This window comes from Agrobacterium sp. 5Ca50 (assembly GCF_055381905.1).
Window position 1 is genome coordinate 80596 of sequence record NZ_AP026439.1, and the last position, 16021, is coordinate 96616.

Sequence of the window (16021 nt, forward strand, 5' to 3'; positions counted from 1 at the left end):
GCAATGAAACAGCCTCTTATTCAGGTCGAAAACCTTAGCCTTTCCGTGAATGGAATCAACGATCACCGCATCGTCCGCGATGTTTCGTTCAGCGTTGGTGCGGGTGAAATCGTCGGTATTGTCGGCGAAAGCGGTTCGGGAAAAACCATGGTGGCACGCAGCCTCATGGGTCTCCAGCCACCAGCTATCGCCATTTCCGGCGGGGATATCCGTTTCGAAGGTCGCTCGGTACCATCAATGAAAGGTAAGGACATCCGCGCTTTGCGCGGCTCCCGGCTGGGCATGGTGTTTCAGGAGCCGATGACTTCGCTCAATCCGTCGATGACCATCGGCAAGCAACTGGAAGAGCCACTGAAACTGCACGCGCGGCTGGATGCTGCGGCGCGGCGCGCCAAAATTCTCGAGATTTTGCGGCGGGTTGGCATTCATGACCCAGAAGGTGCCTTGTTGGCCTTTCCGCACCATTTTTCCGGCGGCATGCGCCAACGCATGATGCTGGCATCTGCCATGCTGCTGCGACCATCCCTGCTGATAGCCGACGAGCCGACTACGGCGCTTGATGCGCTGGTGCAGCGCGAAGTGCTGGAACTGATGTTGGAGATGGTGCGCAGTGAAAACACGGCACTGTTGATGATCAGCCATGACTTGCCCATGGTGGCGCGTTATTGCGACCGTGTGATCGTGATGCGACAAGGCGAGATTGTCGAGCAGGGTCCGGTAACCGACATCATCTCTAACCCGCGCCACGATTACACACGCGAGTTGCTGCAATGCATGCCGATGCGTGGACCGCTGAGAGACATCGATCCGCAATCGAAACCGGTCATGGAAGTGCGGGGCATCGAGGTGACATACAGCGCCCGGGCAGGGTTTTTGGCACCGCAGACGACCAAGAAAGCTTTGCATGGCGTCGACCTTGTCGTGCGGCCGGGTGAAATCGTGGCGCTGGTCGGCGCCTCCGGTTCCGGCAAGACCACGCTTGGTCGTTGTATTGCCGGGCTGGTTCCTGCATCCGCCGGCCGTATTTTCTTTGACGGTGAAGAGGTAAAGCCGGATTCACCGGCATGGCGTAACTACCGTCTCAATTGCCAGATGATCTTTCAGGACCCGTTCGGCTCACTCGATCCGCGCATGAAAATACGCGATATCGTGTCGGAAGCCTTGCGTCACGACACTACGTCGATGGGGGAAGAAAAGCAGCAACGAACCCGCGCCATTCTGGAAGAGGTGGGGCTGGACGGGCGTTATCTTGACCGGTTCCCGCACGAGCTTTCCGGTGGCCAGCGTCAGCGCGTGGCAATTGCGCGTGCCATTGTCGGGCGACCGCAGTTCGTGATCGCTGATGAGGCGGTGTCGGCGCTTGACGTTACTGTGCGTGCCAGAGTGCTGGAACTGCTGGCTGATCTGCAAAAACGATATGGTTTTTCGTGCCTGTTTATCAGCCATGACCTCGGTGTGGTCGAACAGCTCGCAGACCGGGTAGTGGTGATGCGTGATGGCGCCATAGTCGAGCAAGGCAACCGCGACGACATTTTCGATGCTCCGCAGTCGGAATATACGCGGGCCTTGCTGTCCGCCATTCCAACCCTAACCCGCACCAAAACCGGCGTTTCGCTGAATTGGCGTTTCGCAGAAACGGAAAAACAGCAGGCGGACGCATTGCAATGAAAATGACAGCAATAACCGCGGATCTGCCACGGGCAACACCTGCTTCGCGTGGCACGGATGCGGCGATAATCCTTACCATGCTGGATGAGATCAAACGTCACGATCTCGAATTGCATAGCCTTCTCGTCTGGCAGGATGGTGCACTGATCACCAGCGCTTACTGGGCACCTTATTCACTTGCCCGCCCGCATATGATGCATTCCGTGACCAAAAGTTTTACTTCCATGGCTGTTGGTCTGGCGGTCTCGGATGGTCTGCTGTCGGTCGATGATGCGGTTCTGCAATTTTTCCCTGACTATGCTGGACCGGTCGACGATAACCTCCGGGCCATGAAGGTGCGGCATCTGCTGACGATGACCAGCGGTCACGGACGTGGCATTTCCGGTGGCTCTTGGCGGCGAGTGCTTTCAAGCTGGGTGGACGATTTCCTGCGCCAGCCGAGCCCCCACAATCCTGGAGACGTGTTCGTCTACGACAGTGCCGCAAGCTACATGCTGTCCGCCATCGTGCAACAGGTCACAGGACGCATGATCGCGGATTACCTTTCCGAGCGGATATTCCTGCCGATGGGCATGTCCGCCAACATGACATGGGATACGGGCACTGACGGCGTCAACACCGGCGGTAATGGTCTCAATTGCACCAGTGAGGACATGCTGAAACTCGGCATATTGCATTTGCAGGGTGGCGAATGGCAGGGCCGACAGCTTCTGCCACGCCCATGGGTTCAGGCGGCAACTGGCATGCAGATCCGCGACGTGGTGCTCGGTGTGTTTACCGGTGACCATTATCTCGGCCCAGACGAAGTTGGTGAGGGTCAAAAGGTTAGCCGGCGTGAAGGCTACGGCTATCAATGGTGGCGTGGGCCCTATAACAGCTTTTCCGCCAATGGCCTGTTTGGCCAATATTGTATCGTGTTGCCGGATGAAAATACCGTCGTGGCGTTTACCGGCGGGCTGGAAGACAGTGATCGCCGTGTCCATCAGCTTATCTATGACGTGCTGCGTCCAGCACTCGGGAAAGGCGGCGGCACCCCTGAGAGTGCCGAGAAACTGGAAGCGCGTTTGGCTGGATTGCGGCTTGAAAATTTTGATGAAAACCGGTTTTCGTCAGACAAAGTGCCATGCGGCATATGGATGGTCGAGCCCAACGATCAAGGTATCAAAAGCATCGCTCTTGCGCCCGACAATAACGAACTGAGTGTCATTCTTCGCGACGCCGAAGGTGAACATCTCGTGCGGGCAGGATGCGGTTTTTACGTTGAAACCGTCACCACAATACCCGGCGCAAGGCTGCACCATTCCTACCAGCCTGCTGGCGGGTTGAGGGTCTTGGCGTCCGCCCGTCTTCTTGAAAATGATGGTGCCGGCGCGGTGCTGGAAATGGACTGGATATTCGTTGAAACGGCGTTCCGCGATACTGTCCGCTTACGCTTTGCAGACGACTTGATGACGCTTTCGCGGCGGGTAAATGTCAACTCATCCGAGCTTGAATTGCCTGACATCAAGGGGCGATTGCTGGAGCAGCATGCAAGGGAGAAACAGCATGGTTGACGATCAACAGGTTGCGATTTCCCGCATGACACATGAGACATTTGCGCAGCGTATGAAGCGTCCCGCAGTCATTCTCATTCCGCTTGCGTCGCAAGAAGAGCAGGGCCCGCATGCGCCGATGGGTGATTTCATGCTGACTGAAAGGCTGGCGGAAATGAGCGCCCGGGCGGGCGACGGACTGACAGCACCTGTACTACCATTTGGCCATGCTGAATTTTTCCGCGCCATTGCCGGTGGAATTCAGTTGCGCGCCGCGACGTTCACTGCAGTGCTCGAGGATATCCTGACCTCCTTCCTTGATCACGGCCATGAACAGCTGCTGATTTTCAACGGCCATACAACCAATGCGCCGCTGATCGATCAAGTTTGCCGCAAGTTGCGCCGTGAAAAAGGCGTGCTGATACCGGCACTGAACATCTGGCAGAGCCTGCCAGATAGCCTGTGGAAGACACTTTACGGCGATGATGTTGCGCGTGTGCGTGGCCACGGCGGTGAGCCGATGACCTCGGTTTATATGCATCTTTTTCCCGAACTGGTTCGAACCGAAGCGATGCGCGATCCTGCCCCGCGCGGCAGTGTGTTTGGTTTGCCTGTCGGCGGTGTCTCGGCCACTCGTTTTGAAGGAATTCCGGTCCAGATACCGCTGGATTGCACTGAGGTTGATCCGGCCGGCATGCTCGGTGGTCGGGCCTCATTGGCACGTGCTGAAAAAGGCCAGGTGATCTGTGACCATATTGTCGGCCATACCGCACGGCTGATGCGTCATCTGGCCGGTTTCGATCCACGAAATGCTGTACAGCCGTTTGAGGCATCTGCCGCAGGCCTGTCGCAAGGAGAACGCCATGACTGAATTACGCATCGGTGCAATGCCGCTTACGCCTGCGCAGGAGATTGTCGACGCGTTGCAGCAAATTGAAACGGCCAGTGTCGGGCATCTGCGTCATACCGGTTTCATGAGCGGTTCCATTCAGGCGATCCTGCCGCAACAACAGGCCCGTGCCGGTGTCGCCGTCACGCTCGCCATTCCGGCCATGTGCTCGACCCTTTTGCATTATGCGCTGAGTCAGGTGCGCCCCGGCGACATGCTGGTAATTGATAGGCTGGGCGACAGTCGCCATGCCTGCCTGGGCGGTGCGGTGGCACGGGCTGCGCGTATGGCGGGCGTCGCCGGTGTGATCATTGACGGCCCGTGCACCGATGTGGCGGAAATCATCGCCGAAGGACTACCTGTCTGGTGCCGCGGTGTTTCGTCTGTGACAACACGTCAGCTCGATCTCGGTGGCACATTCAATCGTCCGATCGCCTGTGGTGGTGTGCCGGTTTTGCCGGGCGATATCGTTTTGGCGGATGCCTCCGGAGTGGTGGTGCTGCCAGCAGATGAGGCAGCAGACATAGCCGAGATCTGCATTGCCCGTGAAACACGTGTCGCCCGTACCATGCAGCGGCTGCTTGATGGCGAAAAGCTCGGTGACATCACCCGCGCGGTAGACAAGGTGAATGCGCGCCTCAACCCGGGCGCAACGGAAGGAACACAGAAATGACCCCGCTCTATGGCCAGTTGAAAGATGTGACGCTGGATGGCGTGCTTTCGGTGATTGCGCCCCGCACGCCTTTGGTCCCTATGGTGTTTGACAGCCCCCATAGCGGTCTAGACATGCCCAAGGGGTTCAACCCTGCTGTTTCCGCAGAGCGTGTGAGAGTGGCCGCAGACACCCATGTCGATGATCTGTTTTTGTCGGCATGTGATGTCGGTGCACCGTTGCTGAGTGCGCATTTTCCCCGCAGTTTTCTCGATGTGAACCGGTCCTTGCTCGACATGGACACCCAGTTAGTGGACGGCGATTGGCCTCATCCCGTGCGTGAAAGCGCAACCGCAAAACGCGGCATGGGCTTGATGTGGCGTTACGCCTGGGGCGATGAGCCAATGTATGCGGCACCCATGAGTGTGGCGGAAGCTGAGGCACGGATCGCCACCTACTGGCAGCCCTATCATGAGCATCTGGCTTGCCTGCTGAATGCGGTCTACAGCTGGTTTGGCCGCGTTTATCACATCAACTGCCATTCCATGACCGCCGTTGGTCATGCGATTTCGTCTGATCCTGCGGGTACGGTGCGGGCAGATATTTGCCTTGGCGATCTGCATGGCGGGTCAGCCTCCAGTGAATTTATTGCGCTGATCACCGAAACTCTTGAAGCGGAGGGGTTGGTCGTTGCGCTCAATAAACCTTTTCGTGGCGCGGAACTGGTCGCGGCCTATTCAAACCCCGCACTTGAACGTCACAGTGTGCAGTTCGAGATCAACCGCAAGCTCTACATGGATGAGACAACGCGCGAGCGTAACGACGGTTACGAGGCATTAAAGGACATTCTTGCCCGTATGAACCGCGTGCTGGCCGATTACGCCAGCCAGCAACCACCGAAAAAACTGTAAGGGAATTTGTCTCATGTCTGTCCCGCACCAAGCTGCGCCACTTAATTTCTATCGCCGTGGCCGCACACCGATCTTCGCGTCACGTATGGATCAGCGCTTTTCGTGGTGCTGCTATATTCCAGAAGGTTATGACCCAACCGGTGAAACCGTGCATCCGCTTGCCGTTCTCGTTCATGGCAGCCTGCGGGATGCTGATATCCTGCGGGACGAATTCATCGATTTTGCCGAACAACATCAATGCGTTCTGCTGGCACCGCTTTTCCCGGCTGGCATCGATGATCCTGATGATCTGCATAATTACAAACACATGATCTATCACGGCATTCGTTATGATCTTGTTCTGCTGGATATGATCGATGAACTGGCGACACGTTACCGTGTCGAAAAAGACAAGGTGCTGATGCACGGATTTTCCGGCGGCGCGCAATTTGCCCATCGTTTTCTCTACCTTCACCCGCGCAGGCTTCGGGCCGTTTCGGTGGGTGCACCCGGTACCGTCACGCTTCCCGATGATCGTGCCAAGTGGTGGGTCGGTTTAAACGGCATGGAAGAGATATTTGGCCAGCCCATTGATATCGATGCAATGCGTCAGGTGGCCGTGCAGCTGGTGATCGGTGACGCGGATATCGAAATCTGGGATGTCACCGTCGGGCCAAAATCACCCTTCTGGATGGAGGGCATCAATGATAGCGGTGAAACCCGCGTTGAGCGCTTGCGCACCTTGGAAAAGGGTCTGAAGGCGGTTGGTGTCGAACCGCGTTTCGATACGGTTGCTGGCATCAGCCATGATGGCACCGGCATTCAGCCGCCCGTCAAGGCATTCTTCTCGGCAGTTCTCGAAGGCTGAGGAAATATCGGTTTGGCCGAAAACTGCGGTGTTCAGTTTTCGGCGAGAACAGATGTGGCGACCCATCGCGCCACATTTTTTGTGCCCGCAGGTTCACCAATCGTGGCGCAGCGTGTGTTGACCGCAAACTCGGGTCTCTCAACGGTTACAGTGGCGTGTTGCGTGCCAATCGTCGCGTGGAAATGAACTTGGTCGGGGTTGGAGATGTCGCTCTCAGTCTTGTGAAGTGTCACCGCCCCCGTTATGCCGCGCTGTCCTGCCCATTCCAGCAGCGCGATTTCTGCCGTCTGTGCAGGCGCATCGTAGGAGGGGTTGCCGCGATAGGCGGGCAGGTAGGGAATGCCCTGTTCCAGGCAGTCGAGAAAATCTCCAACCTGCAACGGTTCCAGTCGGCTGTAGCGGGCCCTTTGTGGTAAAACGACAAGCGAGGCGGCAAATCGGCATCCACCGAGATGGGTGGATTGCAGAATACGAAAACGATTTGGATCGGCTTCCTGCCGCAGAGCCTTCCATGTCGCAAAGCCGTAACGGGCGCAGCAAGGGTCCTGCTTTCCATCGGTGCAGCATACGATGGTCAAGCGTGGGTCGTGTATGCCCTCAAGCAGGCCTCCACCGGCAATATGCATCAACAGCTGTTCGGCTTCCTCAGGCGTTACATGGTCCCTGACAGTATCTTGATGCGTGAAGCCGATGTCGTCGCCATCCACCAGCGCGACATGAATGCCTGCGGCGTTTGCGGCCAAAATCGCTTGCCCAAGCCCCTCGGACATGCCGTGCGACTTGATGCGTGGCACACGCCAATCACCGCGCGGCCAGTGAAGCAGCACATAGCTTTTTGATGATGGGCCAAGCCCCGATGCCGGTTCGCCGCGCTCAGCACACAGGTCACGGCAAAAGATGCGTGATGCCATCTGCGATCAATCGCCCAGCCGGGCGGGGTGGGCCTCGCCACTTGCGGACGAACGGCTGAGGTGCCGGAAAAGGATGGCTGAGGCCAGCTTTCGGTCATCGCTTTTGATGGCTTCGAGGATTGCCAGGTGATCACGCGCTGCCTTGCGCACGCCAGCCTCGCTCAACTCGGCAAACTCGGCATATTCGGTCATGCGCCGCAGGCTGTTCTGGCGGCGGATTGCCTGCTCAAGAAAGCGGTTGTTTGCCCAGGAAACCACAGTTTCGTGGAAACGGGCATTTGCCTCAAACCACGCGGATCCTTCGATGGATGCCAAGGGGGCATTGAGCAGTGCGGTCTGTTCACTTTGAAGTGCCAACAGCATGTCCATGTCGACCCGGAATGTATCCTCCATGACGGCGCCGCACTCGATGATAGCGCGGAAGGCATAGCTTTCATTGACCGCCTGCCGGTTGTCGAGGCACTCGGCAAAACGCCAGCCGTGCCCGTCTCGTCGCTCGGCGAGTCCTTCGGCAGACAGGCGCATCAGCGTGCGACGCACGACACCACGCGACGTGCCGAAATGTTCCAGCAGTTCCGTCTCGGAGGCTTCGCTGCCGATCAAGCCGTTTGCTCTCGCATGCATGATTTGCCGGTAAAGTGTATCCACCCCTGATGGCGGCACCAATTCGTCCAGCCTGTCGTTTTCGGCTGGCGCACGCACCAGTGCAAAACCTCTGTTGTCGATCTGTGCCAACATGCCCTTTTCAGTCAGAAACTGCAGGACTTGCCGGACCGGGGTGCGGGAAATGCCAAACTCACGCGCAAGCACCGCATCGGAAATCTTTTCACCTGCCGCCCAGCGTCCACCACGGATAATAGGCATCAGTTTGCGGGCCACCTCGATTTGCAGGGAGCTTAACTCACCTGTCTCAAGGGTGAACTGTTCCGGCGTATACCCAACTGCACTCACGAACGACGAATCCCTTAAAGTCAAAATGATTTATAAACACACATAATACAAAAATCCTCAGGCTTTAAAAGATGATTTATGCCTGAGGATTTTTTTAGATTTCTCGTGTGAGTTGTCGGCCTGATGGAGCCGGTGTACTGCACATTCTTTTCTGCCGGTGACGGTATGCGACGATTGACGCTGTTCAGTTTCGAAGTGAGCCAGCTCTTGCCTTGCCCTTGCAATTTGTGAGAGCTTTCCGTCTATGATTTTGACCATCGCCATATCAGGGTATCGTTCTCTTCGAAATCTGGTTTTGCCGTTAGACAGGCTGACCGTCGTGACCGGCGCAAACGGCTCAGGCAAATCGAGCTTTTATCGGGCGCTTCGGCTTCTTGCCGATGTTGCGCAAGGCCGGGCCATTGCTTCGCTGGCGGCGGAAGGCGGATTGCAGTCTACAATCTGGGCCGGGCCGGAAGCCTTTTCGCGTGGCATGAAGGATGGCAGCGTACCCTTGCAGGGAACCGTGCGCAAAAATCCGGTTGCCTTGAAACTTGGGTTTGCATCTGAAGACTACGGTTATGCCATCGATCTTGGCCTGCCGGTGCCGCCACCGCCACCAAGCTATTTTTCGCTCGATCCTGTCATCAAGGCGGAGGCAGTCTGGGCGGGTGAGGTCTTGAGCCGACGCAATGCATTCGCAGAACGTGCAGGCCCCGCTGTTACTGTGCTTTCAGCAAGTGGCCAGCGTCAGGTGCTGATCCGTGATCTGCCATCTTTTGAAAGCATGATGACGCAATCGGCAGATCCGAAAAACCTGCCTGAACTGCTTTATCTTCGTGCGCGCATGAACGGCTGGCGCTTTTACGATCATTTCCGTACCGATCCTTACGCACCAGTCCGGCAAATGCAGGTGGGAACCCGCACGCCGGTGTTGTCGTCGGATGGAGCGGATCTTGCCGCCGCAGTTGCTACCATTTTGGAAATCGGTGACGCTGCGGGGTTCCACGCCGCTATCGATGATGCTTTTCCGGGAAGCACCGTCGAGATTACGCAGGACCGTGGCCGCTTCGAGCTACTGATGTTGCAGAGGGGGTTGCTGCGACCGCTTTCAACTGCCGAACTGTCCGATGGCACGCTTCGTTATCTGCTTTTGGTCGCAGCGCTGATGACACCCCGCCCACCATCGCTCATGGTGCTGAACGAACCTGAGACAAGCCTGCATCCAAGCCTGCTTTCGCCACTGTCGCGCCTGATCATGCGGGCTTGCGAGCGCTCACAGCTTATTGTCGTTTCCCATGCGGATGAACTGGTCTCGGCTTTGGAGGCAGAGGGTCAGGCCATGATGGTGATGCTCAGCAAGGTGCTGGGTGAAACCGTGGCTGGAGACATTGAGGCGCCTGGCTGGAACTGGCCCGCACGGTGAGGATGACCAGCCAAGTTGGTCTTACGTTGCGGCTCGTATGAGCTGGCACCAGAATTCGACGCCGGTTGCGATGATCTGGTCGTTGAAGTCGTAGTCAGAGCTGTGAAGCGGCGCACTGTTGCCGTTTCCCAGGAAGAAGAAAGCGCCTGGTCGTTTCTGGAGAAAATATGCAAAGTCCTCGGACGCTAGTTGTGCCGGTGTTCGACGATCAACATTCTGCCTTCCCACGAGGTCTTCTGCTACGGAGCTAACCAAAGCCACATTGTCCGGTGTGTTCACTGTAGCGGGATACTGGCGGATGTAATCCACCTCGATCTCGATGTTGTGGGCCTTGGCTGTTGCCTGTGCGACCTCAGACAGGCGTAGTTGAACTTTCGCACGTGTCTGCTCATCAAAGGCACGCACCGTGCCTTTCAGTAGTGCCTCGGAGGGCAGAATATTTTCCGCCGAGCCCGCCTGAAAACAGGTAACGGAAAGGACAGCAGCCGCAATCGGGTCGACATTACGTGCCACGACCTGCTGCAGAGACTGAACAAGCGACGCCCCTGCAAGAACAATATCTTGCGCAAGATGAGGGGCTGCGGCGTGTCCACCCTTACCTTTCAGTCGAAGAGCAAAGATGTCTGAGGACGCCATGATTGCTCCGTCGTGCAGACCGAAGCTGCCCGCAGCAAGCCCGGGCATGTTGTGAAGACCGTAGACCTCATCAATATCAAATCGATCAAGGACGCCATCGTCGATCATGGCCTTTGCACCAGCGCCGCCTTCTTCCGCTGGCTGAAACAGCAAGACGGCGGTGCCGGAAAAATCTCTTTTGACGGCGAGTTGGCGTGCCGCACCGAGTAACATGGCGGTGTGGCCATCATGACCACAGGCATGCATCCGGCCATGATGGTGTGATGCATAATCCAGCCCGGTCGTTTCCAAGATCGGCAGGGCATCCATGTCGGCTCTTAGGGCAATGGATTTTCCACCGCCAATGCTCCCGCGAATGGTTGCGACGATACCGCTTCCGCCAATACCGCTAGAAATTGTATCAACTCCGAAGCCCATCAAACGCTCCAGAACAAAATTTGACGTGATGGGTAGGTCGTAGAGCAGTTCCGGAACACGATGCAGCGACTGGCGCCATTGTACTATCTCGGCAACGAGATGAGCCATTGTGTAGTTTCCTGAAAAGTGCGCGCTGCGAGCTTTATGGAGCAAGAATTATGCTCACTTAGTCTGCAGCGCTTAGATGGTTTGTCTGGCTAAAGTGATTTCAGCCGGCGGGTGTGAAACGGCAGACTGCCCGCACACCGTCCACTACAGTCTCTGTCTGCATCGCTGCCGAAAGTCGCTTGAAATCCGCCAAAACCGGAGCTGCGATATCTGCGTCGTCAATGAGCACAGGCATGCCATCGCTATTACAATGGGTTGCCCGGAATTCGATTTCTCGGATTTTGTGGTTGTCTATCGCGATGGAACACACCATCGACCATGGATCGATCTGCGAAAAGATATCCTTCTGCACAGGGGTGGCGTTGTCCCAGTCCTGCTGGGCGATGTGGTTGCCAAGGCTGTATAGAATTGGCTTGCCCTGGTATGTTTCAACGCCAGCCGGGCTATGTGGATGGTTCCCGAGAACCATGTCTGCGCCAGCATCAATGATCGCATGCCCGAGTGGCTGCTGATATTCCGCTTTCGGGTTTCCACGTCCAAAGCCCCAGTGGACGCTGACGACAAGCACATCAACCTTCGACCGCAGGCTTTTTATTTGGGCAACCAGTCCTCCAACATCCTCAGCGACCGCGCGACTGCGCATCCTCATCGGTGCACCGGGTTCTGTCGCTAGCAATACCGGATTGATTTCCGGCCATTGTTCAATGCGGATGGGTGAAATGCCGGGACGGCCTTCGGTCGCCGCATAGTCAGGTGGCAATAGGCATGACACGGCGATTACACCGAGCTTCGTTTCGCCTATCTGCACAATATGGGGTGCCTGCGCTGCTGCAAGATCTTCACCGCCGCCCACAGTGGCAATGCCTGCCTGATGTAAATGCGCAATGGTGTCCATGAACGCTTCGGCGCCGAAGTCTCGCGTATGATTGGTGGCGACCGTCATCATTGAAAAACCGGCTTTGCCTAGGTCTGCTGCGACGGCTGGGTCGACCAAATATGCAATGGGCGCATCCGTCCGGTATCCCTTCGCCGAAAACTGAACTTCGCAGGATGCCCACACGATATCTGCCTCACGCAGATAGCGCAGCGTTTTCTCATATCCGGCACTTACCGGGTTGCCATCGGCATAGAGGCGATTGCGCACGACAATATCACCGGCGGCTGAAAAAACGAGTTTTGAAGACACGGACAACTCCTAATGTTTTTTTGATGCATTTAACTAAGGACAATATCGAGCGTTTTGTCTGGAAATGTAAAGGCGTATTTTGATGTATCGCAAAAAAACTCGATTTTATGTCGTGATAATTGACTCATGATGTTTTTATGATGCATTAATTGTTAACGCGGATAGTGCAGATAGTGCCCGCGAGATGTTTGAGCGTTCAAATAACAAGAGGGGACCTCCAAAATGAGCGTTGGTTTGAACACAAGTGGAAAGGTTGCGGCATCAGGCGATCTGGACGCGATCTACAAGAAGGTCTTCTGGCGACTGATACCCATTCTCATGGTGTTATGGGTTCTGGCGTGGATCGACCGTGTGAATGTGAGTTTTGCAAAGCTGCAGATGATGGAGGAGTTGCAGTTCAGCGATGCCGTTTATGGCCTTGGCGCTGGCATATTCTACATTGGCTATCTAATCTTCGAAGTGCCGAGTAATCTGTTGCTGCAAAAGATCGGAGCGCGAAAGACGATTGCGCGTATCGCCATCGGCTGGGGCATCATCTGCATGTTGATGGCGCACGCTACCACCCCAGCGGTCTTTTATACGCTGCGCTTTCTGCTGGGTGCATTTGAAGCGGGCTTCTTCCCGGGTGTGATCATGTATCTCACACTGTGGTTCCCGACAGATCGCCGCGCCAAGGTATTTGGTATCTTCATGTCTTCAGTCGCATTGTCGGGCGTCATCGGTGGGCCACTTGCAGGATTGATCATGACACAAATGCACGGCTATCTGGGAACGTCAGGCTGGCAGTGGCTTTTCTTGCTGGAAGGTATTCCGACAATTCTGATCGGTCTGTTCGTTCTAAAATATCTCACCGACAAGGTTGAGGACGCCCATTGGCTTACCGTCAGGCAGCGCGCAGAACTCCGGTCTGATCTTGACCGAGACAGCAGCGCACTGGGTGAGCGCCAGCATTCATTGTCGCTTGTTCTTCGTGACCGTCGCCTCTGGATTTTCACACTCGTGTATTTCCTCATCATCGTGATGAATGCGACCGCGGCCTTCTGGGGTCCAACAATCGTGCGGGAGTCTGGCTTTGAGAACATTGCGACGATCGGCTGGATCATTTCAGGCGTATCCCTGTGCGGATCAGCGGCGATGATTTTCAATGGCGTGATGGCCGACCGTACCGAACGGCCGCTTGCCCAATGCGTCGCTTCGATCATTGTCGGCGGACTTGCCTTCATTGCCCTGTCCTTTCCGATCTATAATAACGCGCCTCTGGTCATTGCGGCTTTTGCTTTCGCGCTGGCCGGCGCATATGGGGCCATCCCGGTGTTCTGGCAGATGCCGAATAAGTTGTTCGCGGGAACGGCTGCTGCCGCTGGCATTGCGATTATCAACTCCTTTGGCAACCTCGGCGGCTTCCTGGCACCTTACGGTCTGGGGCTCCTGAAATCTGAGACGGGCAGTGTTTCCGTCGGACTTCTGACAGTTGGCGGTCTTGGTTTGCTGGCTGCTGCGCTGCTTGTTCTGATTGTTCATCGGTTCATGAGCGCGGAAAAAAAGGCAGTTCCCGCAGAAGTGTAAACAAGCGGTCTCATCGCCTTTGAGGTGCTTTCGCACCAATATCTGACATTGCACCAGTACCCTGATATCTTTAGACATATTAGGGTACTTTTTACACACGGTGGGCCAATTCGATGGCCGGATTTCCGCCGTCGTCCAATCCTCACGCGGAGCCTGCATGACAGACGCCACCACTCCACCGAAACAGTCGCTGGGCGACCGCGTCTATAATGATCTTCGTACCGCTATTACGCTGGGTGAAATTCGTCAGGGAGTAGTTTTCAACGAGGCTGACTTGATGGCGCAGTACAAGGTCAGTTCGTCGCCATTGCGCGAAGCATTGACCCGCTTGCGTCAGGACGGACTGGTCAAGGTAATTGCAAGACGGGGATACACGGTCACCGAACTCAGCCTGAAGGACTTTCACGAGCTGATGCAGATGCGGTTGATCATTGAAGGGGCTGCTGCGGAGCTCGCCGCTCCACGCGTAACCGACAAACATATTTTTGAAATGCGGCGCCTGTCCAGCGCCAAGCTTGTGGTGGGCGACAAGGTCAGTTATCGCCAGTTCATGCAGGCCAATCAGGACTTTCACGAAAAGATTGCAGAGATTGCTGACAATGGCCGGTTGCGTCGTGCCATCAGTCAAATGTTCGACGAGATGCAAAGACTGCTTTTCGCAGATCTCGACCTTGGTGATGGCGAAGAACTGGAACATGACCACGATGAAATCATCGAAGCTCTGGCACTTCATGATGGAAAACGGGCTCGGACAGCCATTATCCGCCACGTCAAGCAATCGCGCGACCGGGTGATTGGAAGAATGATCCGTCAGCAGAAAGATTTCGAAGGCACCAATATCTTCGAGTGATCTGAGCCAAATGCTTACGCCTCGTTTTCCGAACCGCCAACACGACTCTGTATGGCTGGCAACCTCTGACCGAAAGCATGCGCCGTTGAAATGATAGAGACACGTTCTTTAATTGAGCAATCAATATTTTATCAGTCTATTGACGGTATTAACTTGCCATTAGGCTGGTTTTTAATCCGGATGGGACATTAGCGATACAAAGGCAGAAAGTTTTTTAAAGCTCCGGCGCTGTGAGCGCCTTCGGTCGGAGCGGGTTTCGGCCTGCCGGGTTTGGCACAGACGATTGATGTTTTACGCAACTGTTGGACAAGGCGATTGAACGCATTGTCCTTACCAGGCATACCTTAGCCGGATACGTACAAAATGCGGCTATCGACCAGCTGCGCAAGGCCGCACGAACGTCGCCGTGCTGCATGATGTCAATCATGCCTGCCGTTACGCATCACACCTCGTTGCGATGAACAATGGAGTGATTGTTGCCAGCGGGCATCCGCAGGACATTAGACCGTCTTCAACCTGCCCTGCATCGTCATTCCCGATCCCATCTCCCAGACACCAATGATCGTGCCGAAGCGAAAGGGCGCTGGTTGAGAGAGTGTGGGTACGTTAAGGAGAGTGCTCCGTGAGATCTGTTAATTTGGTGGGTGATGTAGGGCTCGAACCTACGACCCGCTGATTAAGAGTCAGCTGCTCTACCAACTGAGCTAATCACCCGCCGACAACGTTAAGCGTTGTTGCTGGGGGCTTTAAACCTGATTTGTGTTTCTGTCCATCGCGGGCATTGCTCTTTTTGCATTCTATCCACCGCGACTTTAATCTGCCGCTGTCGTTCGGTGGAGAAGCGGCTTAGAAAACATCATGGTTTGATTTTTCGAAGTGGGCGAGAAATCACCGTGCTCAGTTGTATAAGGTGAGTTGTAGATGACAGAGTTGAAATTCCGTGCCGCGAAAATCGAGGATCTAGCCGCCATCGTCGCGATGCTGGCGGACGATATCCTCGGAAAAGACCGAGAAGACAGCCGCACGCCCCCAAACCCGCGCTACGTTTCGGCGCTACAGGCAATTATTGCCGATCCAAACCAAATGCAGGTTGTCGCAGAGCTCAACGGTGAGCTGGTCGGCACGATGCAATTAAGCTTCATTCCTGGCATCGCAAGAATGGGCGCTTGGCGCGGTCAGATTGAGGGTGTTCGCACACGTGCGGGACACCGGGGAGCTGGTATTGGTCAGGCGATGTTTGAGTGGGCAATCGAAGAGAGCCGTCAACGCGGATGCTCTCTCGTGCAGCTAACCACCGACAAGGACCGCCCCGATGCACACCGATTTTATGAAAAGCTTGGCTTCGTCGCCACGCACCTTGGTTACAAACTGAAACTCGGCGCGTAAATCCTAATAACGAAAAAGCCGTCGTCGCATTCACTGAAGCCATCTCCCAATCCCCGAGGATTGGGCTGAAAGCTTGCCGTTTGACAGGTTTTGGATAGGTGGGAGG

14 protein-coding genes, 1 tRNA gene and 1 pseudogene are annotated in these 16021 nt (G+C 55.7%); 11 read left to right on the forward strand and 5 right to left on the reverse strand.

Going from position 1 to position 16021, the window contains the following annotated elements; translation table 11 throughout:
- Positions 1-3: 3 nt before the first annotated feature.
- From ACZ5FM_RS18080 to ACZ5FM_RS18105, 6 genes are read left to right on the forward strand one after another with little or no spacing between them, the layout of a single operon-like run.
- Complete coding sequence (locus tag ACZ5FM_RS18080; protein WP_464040822.1) at positions 4-1668, forward strand: ABC transporter ATP-binding protein; 1665 nt, start codon at positions 4-6, stop codon at positions 1666-1668.
- Positions 1665-3221: a serine hydrolase domain-containing protein gene (locus ACZ5FM_RS18085; protein ID WP_464040823.1), complete on the forward strand. Its 1557-nt coding sequence runs from the start codon at positions 1665-1667 to the stop codon at positions 3219-3221. Before ACZ5FM_RS18080 ends, ACZ5FM_RS18085 begins: the two co-directional genes overlap by 4 nt.
- Positions 3214-4071, forward strand: a complete 858-nt coding sequence (locus ACZ5FM_RS18090; protein WP_275642106.1) for a creatininase family protein — start codon at positions 3214-3216, stop codon at positions 4069-4071. Before ACZ5FM_RS18085 ends, ACZ5FM_RS18090 begins: the two co-directional genes overlap by 8 nt.
- Entirely contained in the window at positions 4064-4762 is a 699-nt protein-coding gene (locus ACZ5FM_RS18095) for an RraA family protein (RefSeq protein WP_464040824.1), read from the forward strand. Before ACZ5FM_RS18090 ends, ACZ5FM_RS18095 begins: the two co-directional genes overlap by 8 nt.
- Positions 4759-5652 (forward strand): N-formylglutamate amidohydrolase, encoded by an 894-nt coding sequence (locus tag ACZ5FM_RS18100; RefSeq protein ID WP_464040825.1) that lies wholly within the window; start codon positions 4759-4761, stop codon positions 5650-5652. Before ACZ5FM_RS18095 ends, ACZ5FM_RS18100 begins: the two co-directional genes overlap by 4 nt.
- A gap of 13 nt (positions 5653-5665) precedes the next feature.
- A complete protein-coding gene (locus ACZ5FM_RS18105) occupies positions 5666-6499 on the forward strand; it encodes an alpha/beta hydrolase family protein (RefSeq protein WP_312948853.1) in 834 nt (277 codons plus the stop codon).
- A gap of 32 nt (positions 6500-6531) precedes the next feature.
- Here ACZ5FM_RS18105 and ACZ5FM_RS18110 read toward each other — a convergent pair whose 3' ends face one another.
- Both ACZ5FM_RS18110 and ACZ5FM_RS18115 read right to left on the reverse strand, forming a co-directional pair.
- The gene (locus ACZ5FM_RS18110) at positions 6532-7410 is read right to left on the reverse strand and encodes a sucrase ferredoxin (protein WP_464040826.1); all 879 of its coding nucleotides are present in this window, start codon (positions 7408-7410) and stop codon (positions 6532-6534) included.
- Between the two features lie 6 nt (positions 7411-7416).
- Positions 7417-8361 carry a GntR family transcriptional regulator gene (locus ACZ5FM_RS18115; protein WP_259147286.1) on the reverse strand — a complete coding sequence of 315 codons (945 nt, stop codon included), beginning with the start codon at positions 8359-8361 and terminating at the stop codon, positions 7417-7419.
- Between the two features lie 244 nt (positions 8362-8605).
- Here ACZ5FM_RS18115 and ACZ5FM_RS18120 point away from each other — a divergent pair, with 244 nt between their 5' ends.
- Positions 8606-9766 carry an AAA family ATPase gene (locus ACZ5FM_RS18120; RefSeq protein ID WP_464040827.1) on the forward strand — a complete coding sequence of 387 codons (1161 nt, stop codon included), beginning with the start codon at positions 8606-8608 and terminating at the stop codon, positions 9764-9766.
- Between the two features lie 21 nt (positions 9767-9787).
- On the opposite strand, the gene ACZ5FM_RS18125 is transcribed toward ACZ5FM_RS18120, so the two are convergent.
- Positions 9788-10927 (reverse strand): M20 aminoacylase family protein, encoded by a 1140-nt coding sequence (locus tag ACZ5FM_RS18125; RefSeq protein WP_464040828.1) that lies wholly within the window; start codon positions 10925-10927, stop codon positions 9788-9790.
- Between the two features lie 100 nt (positions 10928-11027).
- The gene (locus ACZ5FM_RS18130; RefSeq protein WP_464040829.1) at positions 11028-12113 is read right to left on the reverse strand and encodes a CapA family protein; all 1086 of its coding nucleotides are present in this window, start codon (positions 12111-12113) and stop codon (positions 11028-11030) included.
- Positions 12114-12335: 222 nt separating this feature from the next.
- Here ACZ5FM_RS18130 and ACZ5FM_RS18135 point away from each other — a divergent pair, with 222 nt between their 5' ends.
- The 3 genes and pseudogenes from ACZ5FM_RS18135 to fecE form a co-directional block, all read left to right on the forward strand.
- The gene (locus tag ACZ5FM_RS18135; protein WP_464040830.1) at positions 12336-13679 is read left to right on the forward strand and encodes an MFS transporter; all 1344 of its coding nucleotides are present in this window, start codon (positions 12336-12338) and stop codon (positions 13677-13679) included.
- A 157-nt stretch (positions 13680-13836) separates the two neighbouring features.
- The gene (locus tag ACZ5FM_RS18140) at positions 13837-14529 is read left to right on the forward strand and encodes a GntR family transcriptional regulator (RefSeq protein WP_464040831.1); all 693 of its coding nucleotides are present in this window, start codon (positions 13837-13839) and stop codon (positions 14527-14529) included.
- Positions 14530-14917: 388 nt separating this feature from the next.
- Positions 14918-15120 (forward strand): annotated as a pseudogene (fecE, locus tag ACZ5FM_RS18145) (Fe(3+) dicitrate ABC transporter ATP-binding protein FecE); the annotation flags it as partial.
- A gap of 47 nt (positions 15121-15167) precedes the next feature.
- Here the strand turns inward: fecE and ACZ5FM_RS18150 are convergent.
- Positions 15168-15243 (reverse strand) — tRNA-Lys (locus tag ACZ5FM_RS18150).
- 207 nt (positions 15244-15450) lie between these two features.
- Between ACZ5FM_RS18150 and ACZ5FM_RS18155 the strand changes: the two genes are divergently transcribed.
- Positions 15451-15915: an N-acetyltransferase family protein gene (locus ACZ5FM_RS18155; RefSeq protein ID WP_464040832.1), complete on the forward strand. Its 465-nt coding sequence runs from the start codon at positions 15451-15453 to the stop codon at positions 15913-15915.
- The last annotated feature ends 106 nt before the right edge of the window (positions 15916-16021 follow it).

What these genes read in the sequence shown, in the direction of transcription:
- ACZ5FM_RS18095 (WP_464040824.1), top strand. Translation starts at nt 4,064, where the DNA reads ATGACTGAATTACGCATCGGTGCAATGCCGCTTACGCCTGCGCAGGAG.
- ACZ5FM_RS18120 (WP_464040827.1), top strand. Translation starts at nt 8,606, where the DNA reads ATGATTTTGACCATCGCCATATCAGGGTATCGTTCTCTTCGAAATCTG.
- ACZ5FM_RS18105 (WP_312948853.1), top strand. Translation starts at nt 5,666, where the DNA reads ATGTCTGTCCCGCACCAAGCTGCGCCACTTAATTTCTATCGCCGTGGC.
- ACZ5FM_RS18140 (WP_464040831.1), top strand. Translation starts at nt 13,837, where the DNA reads ATGACAGACGCCACCACTCCACCGAAACAGTCGCTGGGCGACCGCGTC.
- ACZ5FM_RS18085 (WP_464040823.1), top strand. Translation starts at nt 1,665, where the DNA reads ATGAAAATGACAGCAATAACCGCGGATCTGCCACGGGCAACACCTGCT.
- ACZ5FM_RS18100 (WP_464040825.1), top strand. Translation starts at nt 4,759, where the DNA reads ATGACCCCGCTCTATGGCCAGTTGAAAGATGTGACGCTGGATGGCGTG.
- ACZ5FM_RS18125 (WP_464040828.1), bottom strand. Translation starts at nt 10,927, where the DNA reads ATGGCTCATCTCGTTGCCGAGATAGTACAATGGCGCCAGTCGCTGCAT.
- ACZ5FM_RS18080 (WP_464040822.1), top strand. Translation starts at nt 4, where the DNA reads ATGAAACAGCCTCTTATTCAGGTCGAAAACCTTAGCCTTTCCGTGAAT.
- ACZ5FM_RS18090 (WP_275642106.1), top strand. Translation starts at nt 3,214, where the DNA reads ATGGTTGACGATCAACAGGTTGCGATTTCCCGCATGACACATGAGACA.
- ACZ5FM_RS18110 (WP_464040826.1), bottom strand. Translation starts at nt 7,410, where the DNA reads ATGGCATCACGCATCTTTTGCCGTGACCTGTGTGCTGAGCGCGGCGAA.
- ACZ5FM_RS18155 (WP_464040832.1), top strand. Translation starts at nt 15,451, where the DNA reads ATGACAGAGTTGAAATTCCGTGCCGCGAAAATCGAGGATCTAGCCGCC.
- ACZ5FM_RS18135 (WP_464040830.1), top strand. Translation starts at nt 12,336, where the DNA reads ATGAGCGTTGGTTTGAACACAAGTGGAAAGGTTGCGGCATCAGGCGAT.